Genomic DNA, 19,402 nt, shown 5'->3' on the forward strand with positions numbered 1-19,402 from the left:
CGCTGGCATACGCTGATGTGATCTGGATCACTTATGCCGGACCCGAGGAGGCGGGCCATGACCGCCACAACGACGCATTTCCCCAGCCAGAAGGCACCCTGCGGGCGCACCACCCAGGGCGACCACCACATCGAGAACGATGACGACGGCCTCAGCTTCGACGACTTCAAGTTCGCCTGCGGCTGCCGTGAGACCCGGCATGTCTACCACGACGGATGCGTGGCCATCCGCACCGTGAGGCATGACGGCAAGGTGCTGCGAGACGAGCGCTGCCGAGAGCATGAGGCCTTCGAAGTGTGAGAACGGCCGATGACCGCCTCACACGACATAGTGGTGATCGGTGGGGGTGGCGCCGGTCTGCGCGCCGCGATCGCCATCGCTGAGACCGACCCGCGCCTGAACGTGGCGATCGTGTCGAAGGTGTACCCGATGCGCAGCCACACCGTCTCGGCGGAGGGCGGCGCCGCGGCCGTCGCGGGCGCCGACGACACCATAGACGAACACGCCTACGACACCATCTCCGGCGGCGACTGGCTCTGCGATCAGGACGCCGTCGAAGCCTTCGTCGCCGAGGCACCGCTCGAGCTCATGCAGCTCGAACACTGGGGTTGCCCATGGAGCCGAACACCGGACGGACACATCGCGGTTCGCGCATTCGGCGGAATGAAGAAGCTGCGCACCTGGTTTGCCGCCGACAAGACCGGATTCCACCTGTTGCACACCCTGTTCCAGCGGGTGCTCTCCTACCCCGGCATCGCCCGCTACGACGAATGGTTCGCCACCACACTGCTTGTCGATGACGGTGTGGTCCGCGGTCTCGTGGCGATCGAGCTGGCCACCGGACGCATCGAGACGATCCTGGCCGACGCGGTCATCATGTGCACCGGCGGATGCGGCCGCGTGTTCCCCTTCACCACCAACGCCAACATCAAGACCGGCGACGGGATGGCGTTGGCGTTCCGGGCCGGAGCACCGCTCAAGGACATGGAATTCGTGCAGTACCACCCGACCGGGCTGCCGTTCACCGGCATCCTGATCACCGAGGCCGCCCGAGCCGAGGGAGGCTGGCTGCTCAACAAGGACGGCTACCGGTACCTGCAGGACTACGACCTGGGCACGCCCACACCAGAACCCAAGCTGCGCAGCATGGAACTCGGCCCGCGAGACCGGTTGTCGCAGGCGTTCGTCCATGAGCTGGACAAGGGCCGCACCGACGAAACCCCGTACGGTCCCGTGGTGTACCTGGACCTACGGCACCTGGGCGCCAAGCTCATCGACACCAAGCTGCCGTTCGTGCGCGAGTTGTGCCGCGACTATCAGCACATCGATCCCGTCTCCGAGCTGGTGCCGGTGCGGCCCGTCGTGCACTACATGATGGGCGGAGTCCACACCGATATCAACGGCGCCACAACCCTTCCCGGGCTGTACGCCGCCGGCGAGACGGCATGCGTCAGCATCAACGGGGCCAACCGGCTGGGCTCGAACTCTCTGCCGGAGCTGTTGGTGTTCGGCGCCCGCGCCGGGCGCGCCGCGGCCGAGTATGTGTCCGGCGTCGGCGCGGTCCCCACCGCGGTGCAGACGCAGGCCCGCACCGAAGAACTTCGCCTGGAACACGACCTGAGCCGGCGCACCGAGAGCGGTGGTGAACGCATCGCCGATATCCGCACCGACATGCAGACCGTGCTGGAGACCGCCGCCGGCATCTACCGCGACGGCCCCACCTTGACCAAGGCCGTCGAACAGGTGCGGGAGCTGCAGGAGCGCTTCGCCAACGCCGGGATCGACGACCACAGCCACACGTTCAACACGGAACTGCTGGCCTTCCTCGAGTTGTCCGGGATGCTCGACATCGCCCAGACGATCATCGAATCGGCCCTGCACCGCACCGAATCCCGCGGCGCACACCAGCGGACAGATTTCCCCAGCCGCGACGATGAACAGTTCCTGGCCCACACCATGGCCCATCGAGAGTCCGACGGCTCAGCGCGGATCGACTACCTGCCGGTCACCGTCACCCGCTGGCCACCGGGCGAACGGATCTACGGGAGATGAGATGGCAGACCGAATTGTCATGGAGGTGGCCCGGTATCGGCCCGAAACCGATAGCGAGCCGGTGCTGCAGCCCTACGATGTCCCCCTCACCCGGGAATGGGCGGTACTGGACGGGCTGAACTACATCAAGGACCGGCTCGACGGCACACTGAGTTTCCGGTGGTCATGCCGGATGGGGATCTGCGGCAGCTGCGGCATGACAGTGAACGGCGAGCCGAAACTGGCATGCGCGACGTTCCTCGTCGACTATCTCCCCGGCCCGGTGCGGGTGGAGCCGATGCGCAACTTCCCGGTGATCCGCGATCTCGTCGTCGACATCAGCGACTTCATGACCAAACTGCCCCGGGTCAAGCCATGGATCATCCGCGAGAACGACGAGCCGGCCGAGGATGACGAATACCGCCAGACCCCAGCCGAACTGGATGAGTTCAAGCAGTTCAGCATGTGCATCAACTGCATGCTGTGCTACTCGGCGTGTCCGGTGTACGCGCTGGACCCGGACTTCCTGGGGCCCGCGGCGATCGCGCTGGCCCAGCGCTACAACCTGGATTCCCGCGACGAAGGCGAGGAGGACCGTCGCGATGTGCTGGCCGCCGCCGACGGTGCCTGGGCGTGCACCTACGTCGGTGAATGCTCGGTGGCCTGCCCGAAGGGTGTCGACCCGGCCGGCGCGATACAGCGCTACAAGCTCACGGCGGCAACACATTCGGTGAAGAGCCTGCTCCTGCCGAGGGCCGCACGATGACGACCTATCGGCAGCCGGTTCCGCTGCTGTGGTGGACCAAACGGGCGTCCTATCTGCGGTACATGCTGCGCGAGCTCAGTTGCGAGTTCGTGGCCTGGTCGGTGGTGTACCTGGTGATCCTCGTGTGGGCATACAGCACCGGCCACCAGGACTGGTTCGCGGCTTTCAGCAGCCACCCGCTGGTGATCGTGCTGAACCTCGTGACGCTGGCATTCCTGTTGCTGCACACCATCACCTGGTTCAGCCTGGCGCCCCGGGCGATGGTCGTGCACCTGCGGGGCCGACGCGTGCCGGCGGGTGCGGTGCTGGCCGGCCACTACCTCGCGTGGCTGGCCGTCTCAGCGGTGATCGCCTGGGTGGTGCTGGCATGAGCGCGACGACCCGCCGGACACCGGAACCATACTTCTGGCTGTTGTTCTCGGCCGGTGGCATGGTGAGCGCACTGACGCTGCCGGTGCTGATGTTGCTGTTCGGCGTGGTGTTCCCGCTCGGGCTGCTCGACGCCCCCGACCCGGGGCAGCTGCTGGCCGTGATGCGCAATCCGCTGACCAGGATTGTACTGGCGGGCATCTTCGTGCTGGGGTTGTTCCACTGGGCCCACCGGGCCCGGTTCATGGTCGAACACGGCCTGAAACTCGGCCGCTTCGACTGGGCGATCGCGGTATGCGCTTACGGGACAGCCGCTTTGTGCTCGATCGCCGCGGTCTGGGTTCTACTCACGGTGTAGCGCGAGAGAACGTTGACCACTCACCACATCAATCCGCGGATCATCGAGGTCGGTGGAATATCCTCGACTGCGACCAATCCCGCGGGCGCGCGACACACCCAGTCGATCGCGTTGACCACACGAGCGGCTGTGGACACGCACCCGGCATCGGTCACATCCAGCACCGGATGGGACAGGCTGGTGCTCATTTCGATGCGCGGCTCCCCCTCCACGATCACCTGGTGCACGCCCGACTGCCCGTCGGGCGGATATTCCCAATCGGGTGCCGCCGCGGGTGTGAGGCGCGTGGTGTGTTCGATGGTGATGACCGGCACGCCGCCTCGAACGCCTTCGGCGGCGAATCGCGTCCCAGCCAACTGCCCTGGCTCGACGGTCATCATCGTGCATTCGATGCGCTCAGGGGTGTACCACGGCTCGAAACGCTCGGTGACCTCGTCTAATTCCACCCCGAGACGATCGGCGAGATTTCGCACCAGGCCGCCGAACATCGACGTGATCACACCAGGCTGGAACGCCATCGGCAGGTCGTCGTCCGGAGTGGTACCGAAACCCATGGCCGTGCCGGTGTATTCGTAGTCGTCGTAATTTCCGTAGTCGAAGATCTCCTTGACCGTGACCGACTCGGCACGAGTGACCAGACTGAGCGCGGCATACACCGCCGTGTCCCCCGAGTAGCCGGGGTCGATGCCGTTGACGTACAGCGACGAATTCCCCTCTGCGCAAGCCTGTTCGAGCGGCACCCGCAGCCAGTCGTCGGCCTGGTGGGGGGTGACCAGCCACACCATCGAGGTGCCGACGACGTTGATCCCGGCCGCCAGGAAGCGCGACATCTGCTCGATGGCTTCCATCGGCCGCGTCTCACCCAGCGCCGTGTAGACCACGCAATCCGGCCCGAGCGCGATCAGCGCGTCGATGTCGTCGGTCGCGATGACACCCGTTGGCTCACGGTGTCCGCACAGTTCGGCAGCGTCACGCCCGATCTTTTCCGGGCCCGAAGCATGGACCCCCACCAACTTCAGATCCGGTCTGCCGATGACCGCCGCCAGGGAATGCCTGCCGACGTTGCCGGTCGAGAATTGAACCACTCTGCGCATCGTTGCGCTCCGTTCGTGTTCAGTAGTCGGGGATCGGCAGCGGCGAGTTGTTCGACTCGATACCGCCGTCCACATGGAAGATAGCGTTGGTGGCGTAGCAGTCGCGGGTCGACAGATAAACACACAGCCGGCCGAGATCCTCGACATCGCCGAGTCGGTGCAGAGGCGTTGCCTCGTTCATCTTCTCCAGCGAGCCCGGCAACATATCCAGGCTGCCCTGCAGGCCATCGGTCGCGAACGACCCCAGTGCGATCGCGTTCACCCGGATTTTCGGCGCCAACTCCTGCGCCATCGCACGGGTCAGCGCCTCGAGACCGCCCTTGGCCGTGCAGTAGGCGGTCAACGCGCGGATGCCGAACCGGGCCGAGCCTGAAGAAATGTTGACGATCGAGCCGCGCCCGGCCTCGATCATGTGGGGCGCCACAAGTTGGCTCATGATGAACGCCGAGGTGACGCACCAATCGAAGGTGTGCCTGAAGTCCTCGTCGGTGATGTCGAGGAACCGCGCGTAGGTGGATCCGCCGACGTTGTTGACGAGGATGTCGATCCGGCCGAATTGCTCCATCGCGGTTTCGACGACGCGTTCGCCATCCGGCCGACTCATGGCGTCAGCGACAACCGGGACGCCCTTGCCACCGGCCGTCTCGATGCCCGCGATCGTCGCGACGATATCGGATTCCGTGCGAGCCGTCCCGACGACCGATGCGCCGGCTTCCGCCAGCACCCGCGCGATGCCCTGGCCGACTCCCTTGCCCGCGCCGGTCACGATCGCGACCTGCCCGGTGAGATCGAACTGTTCCATTGCCATTGAGAACCCCCTCTCGCCGAAAACAGTCTTCATCTAACGACTCAACCTGACTCACGTCAATGAAAAAGCCCAATATGTCGCCTCCAGGACCACCGCAGACGTCACCATCCTGCGCCGAAACGGCATTCCAGCAGCAGATATTCGACGAAGAACCTGCCGGAATGCCGTTTCGCCGAAGTCGGAGGCTGCAGTTGACTCGGTTACGTTACTGACTATAGTCAGCATTCATGGATCTGCGATTGACCGGTTCGAGTAGCAGGCGCACGGCGCCCACCGCGCCGGGCACCTCGACGAGCGGTCTCGACGAGCACATGGAGATCTCGCGTCGCGCCCAACGCCAGGCCGACAAGTGGCTGATCTCGGGCGGCCTGCTGATCGGGACCGCCGCACTCGGAATATTCGGCCTACCGCTGTTCCTTCGCGGGGTCTGGCTCCTGCGCAAGGCCCAGCGGGACGGCCTGACCGTGCGCCCGATGCTGGTCACCCTGCTCGGCTATCTGGTCATCATCGACGCTGCGATCAACACCGTCGGGTGGGCGCTCGACCTGATGGCCAGCCACACCATCCTGGCCCGGATCCTGCTGAACGGGTGGGGGGCGATGTTCGATGCCGGCTACTTCTGGCACTACAACGAACTATGGATCGGCGGCGCCGCGGGCCCCGGTGAGAAGGCGATGGAAGCCGGCATGATCCTCACCGTCTTCACGATGCGGATCGCGGCGGGTATCGGATTCCTGCAGATGAAACGCTGGGGCCACCAATGGATGATCATCACCTGCTGGATGGGCGTGGTGATCTGGTGCATCTACGTCTTCAACATGACCATGTACGCCGACGTCCGCTACGCCGGAGTCATCTTCCCCGTCGTCGGCTGGTGGCTCTACGACATCTTCTACATCACCCCGTTCCTGGCGATCCCGTACCTGCACACCGTGAACCGCGAAATCTTCTCGGACTGAGAGGGCGGAACCATGTCGCCTGAGGTGAAACCGTCAGCACGCCAACAACGTCGGCTGCAGACGCGAGAACGCATACTCGGTGCCGCGATCGCCGAATTCTCGGCGTTTGGCATGGCCGGTGCCGATGTCGGCGCAATCGTCGCCGCGGCAGGGGTGGCGCATGGCACCTTCTTCTTCCACTTCCCCAGCAAGGAGCACGTGTTGCTGGAGCTGGAGCGGCGCGAAGAGGCCAGAATGGCGACTGACTTCGCCCGCGTTCTCGACGGTGCCTGCGATCTGCCCACCACGCTGACCCGACTGGTCGAGTTGGTCAGCGGGCTCGAACGGCGTTTCGGGCCACTACTCTTCAAAGAGCTACTCGCGCTGCACTTCTCACCGACCAGGCCGACCAGGGACGAATGGACCGACCATCCGGTGATCGTGCTCCTCGTCGCTGAGATCGAGCGGGCCTGCGGCGACGGTCAAGTCCACCCCGAGGTCGACGCCTTCTACAGCGCGACGTTCTTCCTACTCGGCCTCTACGGCGTGTTGACCACAACCGAACACGGCGAAGGCCGAGACACGATGTTGGCCAAATTGGTGACAACCGCCCTACGTGGCCTGACCAATAAGGAGGTCTGAAATGGACTGGATCTGGGAGATCCTCCGCTATGTCGCAGCATGGGGCGGAACCGGCTTGGTGATCTGGTTCTGGTACTGGATGTTCTCCAACATCGGGACGTTCTGAACCTCATGACCGAACTCTCCGATGCGCATGCATTGGCACTCGAACGCAGTTGCGCCGTGACGGCCGTTGCACTGAGCGGGCAGCGCCGCGCGGGCGTCCGTCTGGTCACCGGAGGGCACCGCGCCTTCGGCGTAAGTACCACGCTCGACTACGTCCATGTCCCCTATCCACACCTCGAACGCGACTGGACACGCCGAACCCTCACTTGCGGTGTGGCGCTTCAATGTTCGCCTTCCAAGGACCGGCTGGCCGACTATCGGCTCAACGAGCTCTCGGCCCGCGAACTACGCGCTCTGACCATCGTCGAGGCCGGGGTCTCGCTGGGATGGATCGCGGCGAACTGGCCTGGGCTGCTCGACGAGTTCGGAAATGTCGTCCCGGACCTGGAAGTACTTCCGGCCACCGCTGGCGCCGACGAGATGCTGCGTCGAGCGGTCGAGGCGGCACGCGCGGGCGATGTGCCCGACGTTCACCCACTCATAGGTCGACTGCCGCGGGCCTTCACAACGCCACAGGGCCTGACCGACAAACTGCGCCGCAGCTTCGGCAGAATGCCCTGGACGACAACGCAAAAGCGTCTTCCACGACCGTATTCCATTCCGGTGGGCGGAGACGGCGGCGTCCGCAACCCCAATCTGCCACCACCGAGCCGGCCCCATGACAACGACCTCGACGTCACCCCGGAGCATCGGCAGGGCATCCCGTACCCCGAATGGAACGCGTGGACGCAGAGCTTCCTGCGCGATCACGTGGCGGTTCTGGAACGGCAACATGTCAGCGGAACACACCAGCCGAGCTCCGCTTCGGCCGAGCTGAGGAAGTGGTTCTCCGAGCACACCCACCGTGCCATGAAGAACCGCTTGGAGGACGGCTCCGACCTCGACGTCGAGCAGTACGTCAGCCACTACATCGACGTGACGGCCGGCGAGGCAGTGGAGCCGCGCATCTTCCGTGAACTACTGCCCAGCAGCCGCGATGTGACCACCGCACTGTTGCTCGACGGCAGTTCGTCGCTCGGCGTACACGGTGGGCGAATCTTCAAGCTGGAGTTGGCCTGTGCTGACGCACTGTCTCGGGCGATGACCCTGGCCAGGGAGCGGCACGGCATATTCACCTTCACCGGAAACACCCGGCACCGCGTCGAGGTGAGCTGCCTCAAGGACTTCAGCGACCGCCGCTTCGTGCCGCCGAGTCTCCTCGGCCTGTCCACCGGCGGATATACCAGGCTCGGTGCACCGCTGCGCCACCTGACCATCCGGCTGCTGTCACAGCAATCGGAACGACGGCTGCTCATCGTGATCGGCGACGGCCTGATCTCCGACGAAGGTTACGAGGGCCGCTACGCCTGGGCCGATGCCGCGCACGCCGTCGAAGAAGCCAACGAGGCGGGCGTTTCCGTCTACTACGTCGGCGTCGGCCCGGTTCGGGTCGACCCGCTGCCGGAGGTCTTCGGCGACCGCCGATCCCAACGTATCCGCCGCGTCGAAGACCTGCCCCGGGTCCTCGCGCATGTCCACAGGGAGCTGGTATCAGCATGACGACGAGTGAGGAGCCGGAGGCGGATCGCGCATGACTACAGACACGTACTACTCGAATGCCAACGAGATCAAGCTTTTCGAGCAGGCTTACCACCAACGTCTGCCGGTGATGCTCACCGGCCCGACCGGATGCGGCAAGACCCGCCTGGTTGAGCACATGGGTGCGTTGTTACGTCGCCCCGTCGTCACCATCAGCTGCCATGACGACCTCACCAGCTCCGATCTGGTCGGTCGGTTCATGGTCACCGGGGGTGACGTGGTGTGGACCGATGGACCACTCACCCGTGCGGTAAAGGCAGGCGCGATCTGCTATCTGGATGAGGTCGTCGAAGCCCGCCACGACTCATTGGCCATCCTGCACTCGTTGACCGATCACCGTCGTGCGCTCTACCTCGACCGCGCCGGCGAAGTGGTCGCGGCACCGGAGGCCTTCATGCTGGTGTGCTCGTACAACCCGGCCTACCGCAGCTCGCTCAAGGAGCTCAAACCGTCCTTCCGGCAGCGCTTCGTCACCTTGCCCATGACCTACCTGCCGCCCGATCGCGAGGCCGAGGTGATCGTCGCCGAAGCGGGAATTGGACTGCCGACGGCCAAGCGGCTCGTCCAGTGCGCGATGGCGATCCGGACTGCCGACGAAGCGTTCCACTTCGAACCGCCGTCGACCCGTGTTCTCGTCACCGCAGCACAGTTGATCGCCTCCGGTGCAACAGAACTCGAGGCCGCCGAGGCCTGCGTCCTGGCGCCGCTGTCCACCGACGGGGCGATCAGCGATGGGCTACGCGAAGTTGCGGTGGCGAGTTTGGCCTCCTCCGATAGCTCACTCTAGAAAGGAGTCCGCCCCGATGGACGAACAAGAACGAAAGCGCAAGAGAGCCCTCATCGTGCTACAGGTCGTCATTTACGGTTACCTGCTCGCGATGTTCGGAATCCAGCTCTACATGTCCTTCACCCGAGGGTGGTGGGAGTTATGACGGCCACCGAAAACCCGGAAACCTCGGTGACCACGGTCAGTCTCGAAGACCACCACGAGGAATCACGGCTGGCCCAGCGTCGGGCCGACAAATGGATGATCGTCGGTGCCGCGTTGATGGGCATGTGGGCCCCCGGCCTGATCGGCTTCCCCATCTTCATGCGCGGCGTGTGGCTGCAGCGCCAGGCTCAGCGGGCCGGGCTGTCGGTGCGTCCGATGATCGTCACGCTCATCGGGTATCTGGTGTTGATCGACGGAATGCTCAACAGTTTGGGCTGGGCGCTGGATCTGGTGGCCAACCACACGCTGATCAACCGGGTACTCATGATCGGCTGGGGCCACATGTTCGATGCCGGCTACTTCTGGCACTACAACGAACTATGGATCGGGGGCGCCGCGGGCCCGGGTGAGAAGTCGATGGTCTTCGGCATGATTCTCACGGTGTTCGCGATGCGCTGTGCCGCCGCGATCGGGTTCCTGCAGATGAAGCGCTGGGGCCACCAATGGATGATCATCACCTGCTGGATGGGCGTCCTGATCTGGTGCCTCTACATCTTCAACATGACCATGTACGCCGACGTCCGCTACGCCGGAGTCATCTTCCCCGTCATCGGCTGGTGGCTCTACGACATCTTCTACATCACCCCCTTCCTGGCCATCCCCTACCTCCACACCGTCAACCGCGAAATCTTCTCGGACTGAAGGAGTTAACTGTGACCACCACAGACGAAACCAAGGCCGAGGACCTCCCGCCCGGCACAACGCCGTACTACGCCCGCATGCACAAATGGATCAAACGAGCAGTGCTGGTCTGCCTGGTCGCCCTCGTCATCGAAGGTGCGTTCACCCTCCCGTTCATGGCGGTGTACTACGGCTATCCGACGCTGAGCCTCACCGAGATCTGCAGTGAACTCCTCAAAGTCCGCTACTCGGACGATGCGCTGGAGTGCAAGGTCCCCTACCCGCCGCTCGGCCCGCCCGAAGGCGCCGAAGGCAAGGACACCGCCCAGGACGAATGGGGTATCCAGCCCGTGCCGAAGTATCACCGGCTCGGATTCCGCGAGCTGGTGCGTATCCACCAAGAGCGGGAGGCGCGGCAGACCGCTGGGCAGCCGGCCAGTCCGTAGGAGACCCCACTGTGCCGAAATCACTCGAATGTCATGCCGAGAACTGGGATCTGCGCCACCAGGATTTCAACGACAACGACTTTCTATACGACGTCTACTCGGTGATGCGACAGCGGTCGCCGTTCGCCCGCACCGACAAACCATTCCTCAGCGCGACGCCGGCGGGCGCATGGGTGGCGGTGCGCTACGCAGAGTGCGTCAAGATCCTGCAGGACTGGGAACACTTCTCCAGCAGCCCGACACCCGAAGGCGCCGAGCAGCTCGCCGGTGATCTGGTGATCACCCTCGACCCGCCACGTCAGCAGAAATTCCGCAAGGTCCTGAACCCGTACTTCTCGCCGGCACGGATGAAGGCGCTGCGCCCCGAAATCGGCATCGAGACCGATCGGCTCATCGACGAATTCATCGAGTCCGGTCGCGGTGACCTCGCCCAGATCGCCTGGCGTCAACCAGGAATCGTGTTCTTCAAGTACGTGCTCGGCATGCCGGTCGAAGACGTCCCGCTGTGCATCGAGCTGACCGACACGGCGCTCAACGGCGTCACCGAGCAGGACCGGATGGGCGCCTGGGGCGGGCTGTATCAGCACCTGCACGACGCCGTGAAGGCACGCATGGACCAACCGCTGGGTGACGACATGATCGATGTCCTGCTCTCTGCCGAAATCGACGGGGAGAAACTGTCATTCGGCGACATCGTGTCCAACGCCATGCTTCTGGTTCAGGCCGGTCTCGAGACGACTGCCAGCGCAATGTCGTTCGCGTACCACTACCTCGCCACCAACCCAGCCGAGCGCGATCGTCTGATCAACGCTCCCGAACTCCTCACCCGGGCGGTCGAGGAGTTCATCCGGTTCGCCGGATCGATTCACGGCATCCCCCGCACCGTCGCCAAAGAGGTCGAACTGAGCGGATGCACCTTCTCGCCCGGCGAGTCGGTCATCGTGAACTACGCCGCCGCCAACCGCGACGAGCAGGAGTTCCCGGACGCGGACCGCTGCATCCTCGACCGCCGGGAAAATCGGCACCTCGGATTCGGCGCCGGCGTACACCGGTGCCTCGGGTCCAACCTGGCGCGATTGGAATTCCAGGTAGGTCTGGAACGCGTGTTGTCCCGAATGCCGGACTTCGCGCTCACAGGAGACGAAGTCGCAAAATTTCATGGCAACTCCGTAACCCGCGGATTCCGGTCGGTCCCGGTCACTTTCGCGCCCGGCGAACGGTCCGGCACATGACCTATCGGGTCGTGCAGTGGACCACGGGCAACGTCGGCCGCAAGTCGGTCCACGCCATCGTCGCGAATGCGGACCTCGAGCTCGTCGGCTGCTACGCCTGGGCACCCGACAAGGTGGGCAAGGACGTCGGCGACCTCTGCGGCATCGAACCGCTGGGCGTGGCAGCCACCGACGACGCCGACGCGCTGCTGGCCCTGCAGCCGGACTGCGTCGTCTACAACCCGATGTTCGCCGACGTCGACGTACTGGTCCGCATTCTCGGCGCCGGCATCAACGTCGTCACCACGTCCGAGTTCATCAACGGGCACGGCCTGGGCAAGGGTCGCGATCGTGTCATCGACGCCTGTGAACGAGGCGGCTCAACCATTTTCGGCAGCGGCATCAACCCGGGCTTCATCCAGTTGTTCGCCGTCGTCACCGCAGGCATCTCTGATCGCATCGACCGGATCTCCATCCTGGAGTCGTTCGACACCACGATCTACAACTCGCCGGCCACCGAGATCCCGATGGGCTTCGGTTATCCCATCGACCACCCAGACCTGCCGGCCATCACCGAGAAGGGGTCGGGCATCTTCCGGGAAGCGGTCCAGCTGGTTGCCGGCGATCTCGGCGTCGAACTCGACGGTATCCGGTGCGACCCCAGCTATTCCCAGACCACCGAAGACCTGGATCTGCCCGGCGACTGGACCATCGCCGCCGGCTGCGTCGCCGGCATCGACGTCCGGTGGATCGGCACGGCCGGCGGGCGGGATGTGATCGAGATCCGCGGCGTATGGACCAAAGGCCAGTCGCTGGAACCGGCCTGGTCGACGACGTTCGGTTACACGGTCACCGTGGAGGGCAGGCCGACGATCAAGAGCACCTTGAGCTTCGAACCTCCCCCGGACTTCGTAGCCGAAACCATCGAGGACTTCATCATGCTCGGGCTGACGATCACCGCCATGCCCGCAATCACCGCGATCCCCACCGTGGTGGCTGCGCCCCCGGGCATCGCCACCTACAACGACCTGCCCCTACTACTGCCCCGAGGTGTGCTCAATGTCTGACAAGACCTACCGGATCATCCAGTGGATGACCGGCGACGTGGGCCAAGTCGGCCTTCGGCACTTCGCCGAGAGCCCGGTATTCGACCTCGTCGGAGTCCTGGTGCACTCACCGGAAAAGGTTGGCAAAGACGCCGGAGACATCGTCGGTATCGCGCCGACCGGCGTGATCGCCACAGACGATGTCGAATCCATGATCGCGACGGACGCGGATTGTGTGTTCTACACGCCGGTGATCATGGATGTCGAAACCGTCTGCCGGCTCTTGCGTTCCGGCAAGAACGTCGTCACCACCAGTGGGTTCTTCCATCCATCACCGGATTTCGCAGCCGATGGCGAGAAGATCCGGGCCGCCTGCCAAGGCGGCGGTACGTCGTTTCACGGCGGAGGTATCCACCCGGGCTATGCGGGCGACATTCTGCCACTCACGCTGGCGCGCGTGATGAGCAGAATCGACCAGATCCAGGTGTACGAGGTCGTCGACGTTCTGAAAGACGCGCCGATGGACCACATCGACTGGATGGGATTCGGCAAGGACAAGGACAAATTCCTCACCGAGCCAACCATTCTGGGCCTCGGCCTGCCGTTCTTCGCGCAGTCCATGCACATGATCGCCGACGGCCTCGGCGTGAGCATCGATGAAGTGACCGCCGCCGAAGTCAGCGTCGCGACCGCCGCCGAGGACATCCCCCACGACGAGGGCGCGATCCCGAAGGGTACCGTCGCGGCGCAGCGGCACGAATGGACCGCATGGGTGGGTGGGCAGCCACTGATCGTCTTCCACGCGATCTACGTGACCGCGGGCCCCGACAAGCTTCAACCGGCGTGGGATTGGGGCGAGACGCGGTACCGGATCGTGATCGACGGCGACCCGCCTACCGAGCTGACCCTCAAAGGCGTGACGCATGCCGACGGCACCATGGCACACCCCGGCTACAACTGGACGGCCATGGGAGCGATCAATGCGATTCCCGACGTGTGCGACGCTGCACCGGGTTGGGTCACCCACTTCGACCTCGGCCTGGTGAAGCCGAGGAGACTGGTGCGCGCATGACCGAAGCAGCGTTGCCGGCCCTGCATCACGTGGTGTTCGCCGTCGCACCAGAACGGCACGCCGCGGTGGCACAGATGTTCCGCGAGTTGGGATTCGAGCTCGAGGAGCTTGACCTCACCGAACTGGGCCTGCACGTTCACCTCGACTGGAATCGCGGTGTCGAGCTGATCAGCCCACAGCCTGCCGCGACAGCCGAGGTGGCCACTTTCGTCGACAAGTTTCTCAGCGACCGGGGAGACGGCGTGTACACCGTGGTGCTGCGGGTACCAGGAGCGTCGGCAGCCGAGGCCGTGGCCGAGCGATACGGCGCGACGACCCGTTTCCGGCAAGGATTCGAGGGCGACGGCACCTACCTGGAAGAGATCGACCTGTCGGTGTTCGGACTGCCGTTGACGCTGCTGTCTACCAACATTCGCTGATCGGATGAGAGGACAGCACGTGGCGTCTGATCCCCTGGGGCTTCCCACAGTGACCTACGAACAGCTACCGGTCTCGGACGATCGGGGGGTGGGATGGACGAAACTACGACAACTCGGGCCGGTGCTCTACGGCGAGGGTTGGTATTACCTGACCCGTCGGGAGGACGTTCTCGCAGCACTGCGAAATCCCGAGATCTTCTCGTCCAGAAGGGCTTTCGATTAGATGGTCAGCCCTGTACCTCTCATCCCGCTTGCGTTCGACCCTCCCGAACACACCCGTTATCGGCGATTCCTGCAGCCGTTCTTCAGTCCACAGTCGCTGGCCGCCGTGTTGCCGTTCCTCCAAGCGCAGGCGATCGACATCATCGATTCCATCGCTGTCCGCGAAGACTGCGAAGTCATGGCCGATCTGGCCACACCGTACCCATCTCAGGTGTTTCTCACGTTGTTCGGCCTGCCGCTGGAAGATCGGGAGCGGCTGATCGCGTGGAAGGACGCCATCATAGCGGTCAGCTTGGCAACCGATCCCGAGAGCGTCGACCTATCCCCAGCCGTAGAACTCTTCACGTATCTCACCGAAGCCATAGCAGACCAGCGACAGAATCCCACCAAAGGCATACTGTCCCAGATCCTGACCGGCGGTGAGCCACTCACCGACGCGGAGGCCGTCGGCCTCTCGTTCGTTTTCATACTCGCCGGGCTGGACACCGTAACCTCGGCGATCGGCGCCACGATGCTCGAGCTGGCACGACAGCCGAACCTGCGCCGCGAGCTTCGTGAGAACCCTGGGCTGATCGGAGCATTCGTCGAAGAGATGGTCAGGCTGGAACCCTCGGCACCGATCGTGGGTCGGGTAACCACCCAACCGGTGACCGTTGCCGGTGTCACCCTGCCGGCCGGATCCGAAGTGCGACTGTGCCTCGGGGCCATCAATCGTGACGGTAGCGACGCCACGTCCGGCGACCACCTGGTGATGGACGGCAAGCTGCACAGGCACTGGGGCTTCGGCGGCGGCGCGCATCGGTGCCTCGGCGCGCACCTCGCGCGTATGGAACTGAACCTCGTCGTCACCGAGTGGCTCTCGCGAATACCCGAGTTCGAACTCGCACCCGGGTATCGACCGCAAGTCATCTGGCCGTCCGCGACCTGCACGCTGCCACGGCTGCCGCTCCAGATCCTGACACCAGCGCCATGAAGGAACCCGAATGCTCATCCAAGATCTGCCGGCACTCGACTACAGGACGATGGTGACCGACTCGATGCCGGCGAAGTCCGCATGCTGGCGTTCAGCATCCTGCTGGCGGGCACCGACACCACCCGTACCCAGCTGGGCGCGTCGATGCAGGTGCTGTGTGACCATCCGGAGCAGTGGGCATTGCTGCGCGACCGCCCCGAACTCGCAATGAACGCCGTGCACGAGACCATGCGCCATTCACCCTCGATGTGCAGCACGCTTCGCAGTGTCACCGAGGATGCCACGGTCGGCGAATACACCTTCCCGGCCGGCACTTTCATCATCGTGAACACCTATGCAGCCAATCGGGATCCGGCGATCTACGACGACCCGACTCGGTTCGACATCACCCGCGACGATCCACCACCCATCCTGACGTTCGGTGGCGGAGCCCACTATTGTCTGGGCGCGAGCCTGGCCAGACGTGAGCTGTCCGAAGCGCTCAAGATTCTCTCCCACCGCATGCTCAACCCACGTCGCACCGGACCCTCGCCATGGCGACCGCTGCTGGGCATGAGTGGGCCCCCCGGTGAGCAGACAAAGAATCGCACTTTCACCAGTGGTTTCGTGCGATTCTGTGTCTGCTCGCGGGAGTTACTACGACGGCGCGTAGAGCGCCTTGAACTTGTTCAGTGACTGCTGGATATCGCCCTTGAGCGCGGCGGCGACCACCATGCCGATCGGCCCGAACAGTGCAGGCCCACCGAGGTGCACGTCGAAGGACACTTTCGCGCCCTCTCCCCCATCCACCTGGGCCGGCGCGATCTTTCCGATCAGCTTGACCTTGACCCCGCCACGGCCATCGCCGTTGAGGGTCAAAGACTGCGGTGGCTTGTAGTTCACCAGCGTCCACTTGACGCGGTTCAGCATGCCCTTGACCTCGACGATCGAGTCGATGACCGTGCCCTTTTCCAGGGTCTCGGGCAACTTCGACCGCCAGGCGCGGTGGATGCTGAGCCACTCGTCATACCGGGACAGATCAGAGGCGTACTCCCACGCCTTCTCCGGCGGCAACGGGACATCGACGGAGACAGACAACTTGGCCATGAGCTACTGCTGCGGTTCTTCCTTGTTGATGGCGTTCTTCGCGGCTTCCTGCGCCTTGTCGACCGCGCCGGAGTACTTGCCCTGAGTCTTCTCGTCGACGATGTCGCCGGCCTTGTCGATGGCCTGTTCGACCTTGTCCGCGTTCTGCGACAGAAGGTCCTTGGCCTTGTCCAGGAATCCCATCAGCCCACCCTATCTTTCTCGATTCTCAACCGAACGCCCGATATTCTTCCCGCTGCCAGCTATCTCCACAACCGGCGCTTCTCCCCCAGCACCATGCCCTGCGCCCACCACAACACCTCGATCAACGCGGCCCCGACCAGGCCGATACCCAGCGCAATGCCGGTGACCTTGAGATTCGACGGATCCAGCATGAACAGGCGCTGAGCCAGTGGCAAACAGAAGATCAGCACATACGCCAGCCCCGACCCCGCGACCAGCGCCACGCGCCACCACTCATACGGCCGGGCCACCACCGACAACACCCACAGCGAGGACACCAGCAATGTGATCAGCGCCGCCGTCGAGGCCTGCGTCTGCTCCAACGGCGTCGCGGCCCGGCCCTGATACGCCACCAAGTAGGACACGAACGTGGCGGTGCCCACCACCAGACCCGAGGGCAGCGCTGCCGTCATCACCCGCCGCACGAATCCGGTGTGCGCCCGCTCGTTGTTCGGGGCCAGCGACAGGATGAACGCCGGGATGCCGATCGTGAACCAGGCCGCGATCGTGACGTGGATCGGCTGGAACGGGAACAGCAGCGGATCGGTGTCGAACCACTCCGCCGACAACCCGGCCAACCCCACGAGAACGGCCAGCAGCACCGAGTACACGGTCTTGGTGAGGAACAGGTTCGAGACCCGCTCGATGTTGCCGATCACCCGCCTGCCCTCACCCACCACATAGGGCAGGGTGGCGAACTTGTTGTCCAGCAACACGATCTGCGCCACCGCACGCGACGCCGAACTGCCCGACCCCATCGCCACGCCGATGTCGGCGTCCTTGAGCGCCAGCACGTCGTTGACGCCGTCCCCGGTCATCGCCACCGTGTGGCCACGCGACTGCAGCGCATGCACCATGGCCCGCTTCTGATCCGGGCGCACCCGGCCGAAGGTGGTGTACTGCTCCAGCGTGTCCGCCAGCTGCTCGGGCTCGTGGGGCAGCTGCCGGGCATCCATCGTCTCACCGTGCAGGCCCAGCTTGCCCGCCACCGCACCCACCGACACAGCATTGTCGCCGGAGATCACCTTCACCGAAACATGTTGGGAAGCAAAGTAATCGAGGGTGTCACCGGCGTCGGGGCGGATCCGCTGCTCCAACACCACCAGCGCGACCGGGGTTACGGTGCCCGGGGCCCGCGGGTGGTCGACGGCCAGATCCGAGGACCCGACCAGCAGCACCCGCAGCCCTTGGGCCCCGATCTGCTCGGCCTGCTCGGCCACCGGCGAGCCGGAATCCAACAGCACGTCCGGCGCGCCGATCACCCAGTTGCCGTGCTCGCCGTATGACGCGCCACTCCACTTGGTGGCCGACTTGAACGGGGCCGACGCGGTCGCAGTCCATCCCGGCGGCATCTTATAGGCCTCGGCGATGGCCAACATGCTGGCGTTGGGCCGGGCGTCGTCGGCGGCCAGCTGCGCCAATACCTCGCCGACATCATCCTTGGTGAACGACGTGAGATCGCTTACCCGCATGCCGTTTTCGGTCAGCGTGCCGGTCTTGTCGGCACACACTACGTCGACGCGGGCCAAACCCTCGATCGCGGGCAGCTCGTTGACCAGACACTGACGCCGGCCCAGCCGCACCACCCCGACCGCGAATGCGATCGACGTCATCAACACCAGACCTTCGGGCACCATCGGCACCAGCGCACCCACCATGCGCAACACGGCGTCCTGCCAGTCGGCGCGGGTGGTGAACAACTGGGTGTAGATCGTGAGCAGCCCGGCAGGCACCAGCAGATACGTGATGAACTGCAGGATCTTGTTGATGCCGTTGCGCAGTTCGGATTTCACCAGGGTGAACTTGGAGGCCTCCTCGGCTAGCTTGGCGGCATAGGCCTCGCGCCCCACCTTGGTCGCCCGGTACGCGCCGGAGCCCGCGACCACGAAACTGCCCGACATCACCGCGTCGCCGGCGTCTTTGGCGATCGGATCGGCCTCACCGGTCAGCAGCGACTCGTCGACCTCAAGGTTGGATTCCTCGATGATCTCGCCGTCCACCACGATCTGATCGCCGGGACCGAGTTCGATGACGTCGTCGAGCACCACCTCACTGGGCAGCACCGCGCGAACACCCGATGCCCGGCGCACCGTGGGTTTGGCCTGCCCGACGATGGCGAGCTTGTCCAGCGTCTGCTTGGCGCGGATCTCCTGGATGATGCCGATCGCACTGTTGGCGATGATCAGCAGCCCGAACGCGCCGTTGATCAACGAACCGGTGGACAACACGATCAAAAACAGCACACCGAGGATCGCGTTGATCCGGGTGAACACGTTGCCGCGGACGATCTCCGAGATGCTGCGCGCGGCACGCGTCGGGACATCGTTGCTCTTACCCTCGGCAACTCGCTGGGCCACCTCGGCTTCGGTGAGACCGGTGACATTGATCGTCGTCATACGCGCAG

General features: G+C 64.4%; 20 protein-coding genes and 2 pseudogenes. 17 read left to right on the forward strand and 5 right to left on the reverse strand.

What is annotated here, in order from left to right:
* Positions 1 to 57: 57 nt before the first annotated feature.
* Genes BN2156_RS27750 through frdD form a run of 5 tightly spaced genes read left to right on the forward strand, consistent with a single transcriptional unit; the run spans position 58 to position 3,524 of the window.
* Positions 58 to 300 carry a hypothetical protein gene (locus tag BN2156_RS27750; protein ID WP_090518149.1) on the forward strand — a complete coding sequence of 81 codons (243 nt, stop codon included), beginning with the start codon at positions 58 to 60 and terminating at the stop codon, positions 298 to 300.
* A gap of 9 nt (positions 301 to 309) precedes the next feature.
* A complete protein-coding gene (gene frdA / locus BN2156_RS27755) occupies positions 310 to 2,052 on the forward strand; it encodes a fumarate reductase (quinol) flavoprotein subunit (RefSeq protein ID WP_090518150.1) in 1,743 nt (580 codons plus the stop codon).
* A 1-nt stretch (position 2,053) separates the two neighbouring features.
* Entirely contained in the window at positions 2,054 to 2,797 is a 744-nt protein-coding gene (locus BN2156_RS27760; protein ID WP_090518151.1) for a succinate dehydrogenase/fumarate reductase iron-sulfur subunit, read from the forward strand.
* Complete coding sequence (locus tag BN2156_RS27765; RefSeq protein WP_090518152.1) at positions 2,794 to 3,168, forward strand: fumarate reductase subunit C; 375 nt, start codon at positions 2,794 to 2,796, stop codon at positions 3,166 to 3,168. The genes BN2156_RS27760 and BN2156_RS27765 overlap by 4 nt, the downstream gene beginning before the upstream one ends.
* The gene (gene frdD / locus BN2156_RS27770; protein ID WP_090518153.1) at positions 3,165 to 3,524 is read left to right on the forward strand and encodes a fumarate reductase subunit FrdD; all 360 of its coding nucleotides are present in this window, start codon (positions 3,165 to 3,167) and stop codon (positions 3,522 to 3,524) included. The genes BN2156_RS27765 and frdD overlap by 4 nt, the downstream gene beginning before the upstream one ends.
* Positions 3,525 to 3,544: 20 nt before the next feature.
* Here the strand turns inward: frdD and BN2156_RS27775 are convergent, their stop codons facing one another.
* Both BN2156_RS27775 and BN2156_RS27780 read right to left on the reverse strand, forming a co-directional pair.
* Positions 3,545 to 4,618, reverse strand: a complete 1,074-nt coding sequence (locus tag BN2156_RS27775) for an NAD(P)H-dependent amine dehydrogenase family protein (RefSeq protein WP_090518154.1) — start codon at positions 4,616 to 4,618, stop codon at positions 3,545 to 3,547.
* A 19-nt stretch (positions 4,619 to 4,637) separates the two neighbouring features.
* Positions 4,638 to 5,426: an SDR family NAD(P)-dependent oxidoreductase gene (locus BN2156_RS27780; protein ID WP_090518155.1), complete on the reverse strand. Its 789-nt coding sequence runs from the start codon at positions 5,424 to 5,426 to the stop codon at positions 4,638 to 4,640.
* Between the two features lie 227 nt (positions 5,427 to 5,653).
* Here BN2156_RS27780 and BN2156_RS27785 point away from each other — a divergent pair, with 227 nt between their 5' ends.
* From BN2156_RS27785 to BN2156_RS27840, 12 genes and pseudogenes are all read left to right on the forward strand, one after another.
* Positions 5,654 to 6,385: a hypothetical protein gene (locus BN2156_RS27785; protein WP_090518156.1), complete on the forward strand. Its 732-nt coding sequence runs from the start codon at positions 5,654 to 5,656 to the stop codon at positions 6,383 to 6,385.
* Positions 6,386 to 6,397: 12 nt separating this feature from the next.
* A complete protein-coding gene (locus BN2156_RS27790; protein ID WP_090518157.1) occupies positions 6,398 to 7,006 on the forward strand; it encodes a TetR/AcrR family transcriptional regulator in 609 nt (202 codons plus the stop codon).
* Positions 7,007 to 7,117: 111 nt separating this feature from the next.
* Positions 7,118 to 8,650, forward strand: coding sequence for a nitric oxide reductase activation protein NorD (locus BN2156_RS27795; protein WP_090518158.1), 1,533 nt, complete (start codon positions 7,118 to 7,120; stop codon positions 8,648 to 8,650).
* A gap of 31 nt (positions 8,651 to 8,681) precedes the next feature.
* The gene (locus BN2156_RS27800) at positions 8,682 to 9,476 is read left to right on the forward strand and encodes a CbbQ/NirQ/NorQ/GpvN family protein (protein ID WP_090518159.1); all 795 of its coding nucleotides are present in this window, start codon (positions 8,682 to 8,684) and stop codon (positions 9,474 to 9,476) included.
* A 141-nt stretch (positions 9,477 to 9,617) separates the two neighbouring features.
* Complete coding sequence (locus tag BN2156_RS27805) at positions 9,618 to 10,322, forward strand: hypothetical protein (RefSeq protein WP_090518160.1); 705 nt, start codon at positions 9,618 to 9,620, stop codon at positions 10,320 to 10,322.
* Positions 10,323 to 10,333: 11 nt separating this feature from the next.
* Positions 10,334 to 10,747 (forward strand): hypothetical protein, encoded by a 414-nt coding sequence (locus BN2156_RS27810; RefSeq protein ID WP_090518161.1) that lies wholly within the window; start codon positions 10,334 to 10,336, stop codon positions 10,745 to 10,747.
* 11 nt (positions 10,748 to 10,758) lie between these two features.
* A complete protein-coding gene (locus BN2156_RS27815) occupies positions 10,759 to 11,979 on the forward strand; it encodes a cytochrome P450 (RefSeq protein ID WP_090518162.1) in 1,221 nt (406 codons plus the stop codon).
* Entirely contained in the window at positions 11,976 to 13,025 is a 1,050-nt protein-coding gene (locus tag BN2156_RS27820; protein WP_090518163.1) for an NAD(P)H-dependent amine dehydrogenase family protein, read from the forward strand. Before BN2156_RS27815 ends, BN2156_RS27820 begins: the two co-directional genes overlap by 4 nt.
* The gene (locus BN2156_RS27825; protein WP_090518164.1) at positions 13,018 to 14,076 is read left to right on the forward strand and encodes an NAD(P)H-dependent amine dehydrogenase family protein; all 1,059 of its coding nucleotides are present in this window, start codon (positions 13,018 to 13,020) and stop codon (positions 14,074 to 14,076) included. Before BN2156_RS27820 ends, BN2156_RS27825 begins: the two co-directional genes overlap by 8 nt.
* Positions 14,073 to 14,495 (forward strand): VOC family protein, encoded by a 423-nt coding sequence (locus BN2156_RS27830; RefSeq protein WP_090518165.1) that lies wholly within the window; start codon positions 14,073 to 14,075, stop codon positions 14,493 to 14,495. Before BN2156_RS27825 ends, BN2156_RS27830 begins: the two co-directional genes overlap by 4 nt.
* 4 nt (positions 14,496 to 14,499) lie before the next feature.
* A pseudogene (locus BN2156_RS27835) lies at positions 14,500 to 15,690 on the forward strand (cytochrome P450).
* A 36-nt stretch (positions 15,691 to 15,726) separates the two neighbouring features.
* Positions 15,727 to 16,254 (forward strand): annotated as a pseudogene (locus tag BN2156_RS27840) (cytochrome P450); the annotation flags it as partial.
* Between the two features lie 72 nt (positions 16,255 to 16,326).
* Here the strand turns inward: BN2156_RS27840 and BN2156_RS27845 are convergent.
* Genes BN2156_RS27845 through BN2156_RS27855 form a run of 3 tightly spaced genes read right to left on the reverse strand, consistent with a single transcriptional unit; the run spans position 16,327 to position 19,394 of the window.
* Positions 16,327 to 16,776, reverse strand: a complete 450-nt coding sequence (locus tag BN2156_RS27845; RefSeq protein WP_090518166.1) for a type II toxin-antitoxin system Rv0910 family toxin — start codon at positions 16,774 to 16,776, stop codon at positions 16,327 to 16,329.
* Between the two features lie 3 nt (positions 16,777 to 16,779).
* On the reverse strand, positions 16,780 to 16,959 hold the full coding sequence (locus tag BN2156_RS27850) for an antitoxin (RefSeq protein ID WP_036447720.1): 180 nt from the start codon (positions 16,957 to 16,959) through the stop codon (positions 16,780 to 16,782).
* 59 nt (positions 16,960 to 17,018) lie between these two features.
* The gene (locus BN2156_RS27855; protein WP_090518167.1) at positions 17,019 to 19,394 is read right to left on the reverse strand and encodes a cation-translocating P-type ATPase; all 2,376 of its coding nucleotides are present in this window, start codon (positions 19,392 to 19,394) and stop codon (positions 17,019 to 17,021) included.
* Positions 19,395 to 19,402: the final 8 nt, after the last annotated feature.

Origin of the sequence: Mycolicibacterium neworleansense (genome assembly GCF_001245615.1) — a bacterium.
GTDB classification, from domain to species: domain Bacteria; phylum Actinomycetota; class Actinomycetes; order Mycobacteriales; family Mycobacteriaceae; genus Mycobacterium; species Mycobacterium neworleansense.

Bases quoted from the DNA above. Each gene is read 5' to 3' on its own strand.
- BN2156_RS27750 (WP_090518149.1), top strand. From the start codon at position 58: ATGACCGCCACAACGACGCATTTCCCCAGCCAGAAGGCACCCTGCGGG.
- frdA (WP_090518150.1), top strand. From the start codon at position 310: ATGACCGCCTCACACGACATAGTGGTGATCGGTGGGGGTGGCGCCGGT.
- BN2156_RS27760 (WP_090518151.1), top strand. From the start codon at position 2,054: ATGGCAGACCGAATTGTCATGGAGGTGGCCCGGTATCGGCCCGAAACC.
- BN2156_RS27765 (WP_090518152.1), top strand. From the start codon at position 2,794: ATGACGACCTATCGGCAGCCGGTTCCGCTGCTGTGGTGGACCAAACGG.
- frdD (WP_090518153.1), top strand. From the start codon at position 3,165: ATGAGCGCGACGACCCGCCGGACACCGGAACCATACTTCTGGCTGTTG.
- BN2156_RS27775 (WP_090518154.1), bottom strand. From the start codon at position 4,618: ATGCGCAGAGTGGTTCAATTCTCGACCGGCAACGTCGGCAGGCATTCC.
- BN2156_RS27780 (WP_090518155.1), bottom strand. From the start codon at position 5,426: ATGGCAATGGAACAGTTCGATCTCACCGGGCAGGTCGCGATCGTGACC.
- BN2156_RS27785 (WP_090518156.1), top strand. From the start codon at position 5,654: ATGGATCTGCGATTGACCGGTTCGAGTAGCAGGCGCACGGCGCCCACC.
- BN2156_RS27790 (WP_090518157.1), top strand. From the start codon at position 6,398: ATGTCGCCTGAGGTGAAACCGTCAGCACGCCAACAACGTCGGCTGCAG.
- BN2156_RS27795 (WP_090518158.1), top strand. From the start codon at position 7,118: ATGACCGAACTCTCCGATGCGCATGCATTGGCACTCGAACGCAGTTGC.
- BN2156_RS27800 (WP_090518159.1), top strand. From the start codon at position 8,682: ATGACTACAGACACGTACTACTCGAATGCCAACGAGATCAAGCTTTTC.
- BN2156_RS27805 (WP_090518160.1), top strand. From the start codon at position 9,618: ATGACGGCCACCGAAAACCCGGAAACCTCGGTGACCACGGTCAGTCTC.
- BN2156_RS27820 (WP_090518163.1), top strand. From the start codon at position 11,976: ATGACCTATCGGGTCGTGCAGTGGACCACGGGCAACGTCGGCCGCAAG.
- BN2156_RS27825 (WP_090518164.1), top strand. From the start codon at position 13,018: ATGTCTGACAAGACCTACCGGATCATCCAGTGGATGACCGGCGACGTG.
- BN2156_RS27830 (WP_090518165.1), top strand. From the start codon at position 14,073: ATGACCGAAGCAGCGTTGCCGGCCCTGCATCACGTGGTGTTCGCCGTC.
- BN2156_RS27845 (WP_090518166.1), bottom strand. From the start codon at position 16,776: ATGGCCAAGTTGTCTGTCTCCGTCGATGTCCCGTTGCCGCCGGAGAAG.
- BN2156_RS27850 (WP_036447720.1), bottom strand. From the start codon at position 16,959: ATGGGATTCCTGGACAAGGCCAAGGACCTTCTGTCGCAGAACGCGGAC.
- BN2156_RS27855 (WP_090518167.1), bottom strand. From the start codon at position 19,394: ATGACGACGATCAATGTCACCGGTCTCACCGAAGCCGAGGTGGCCCAG.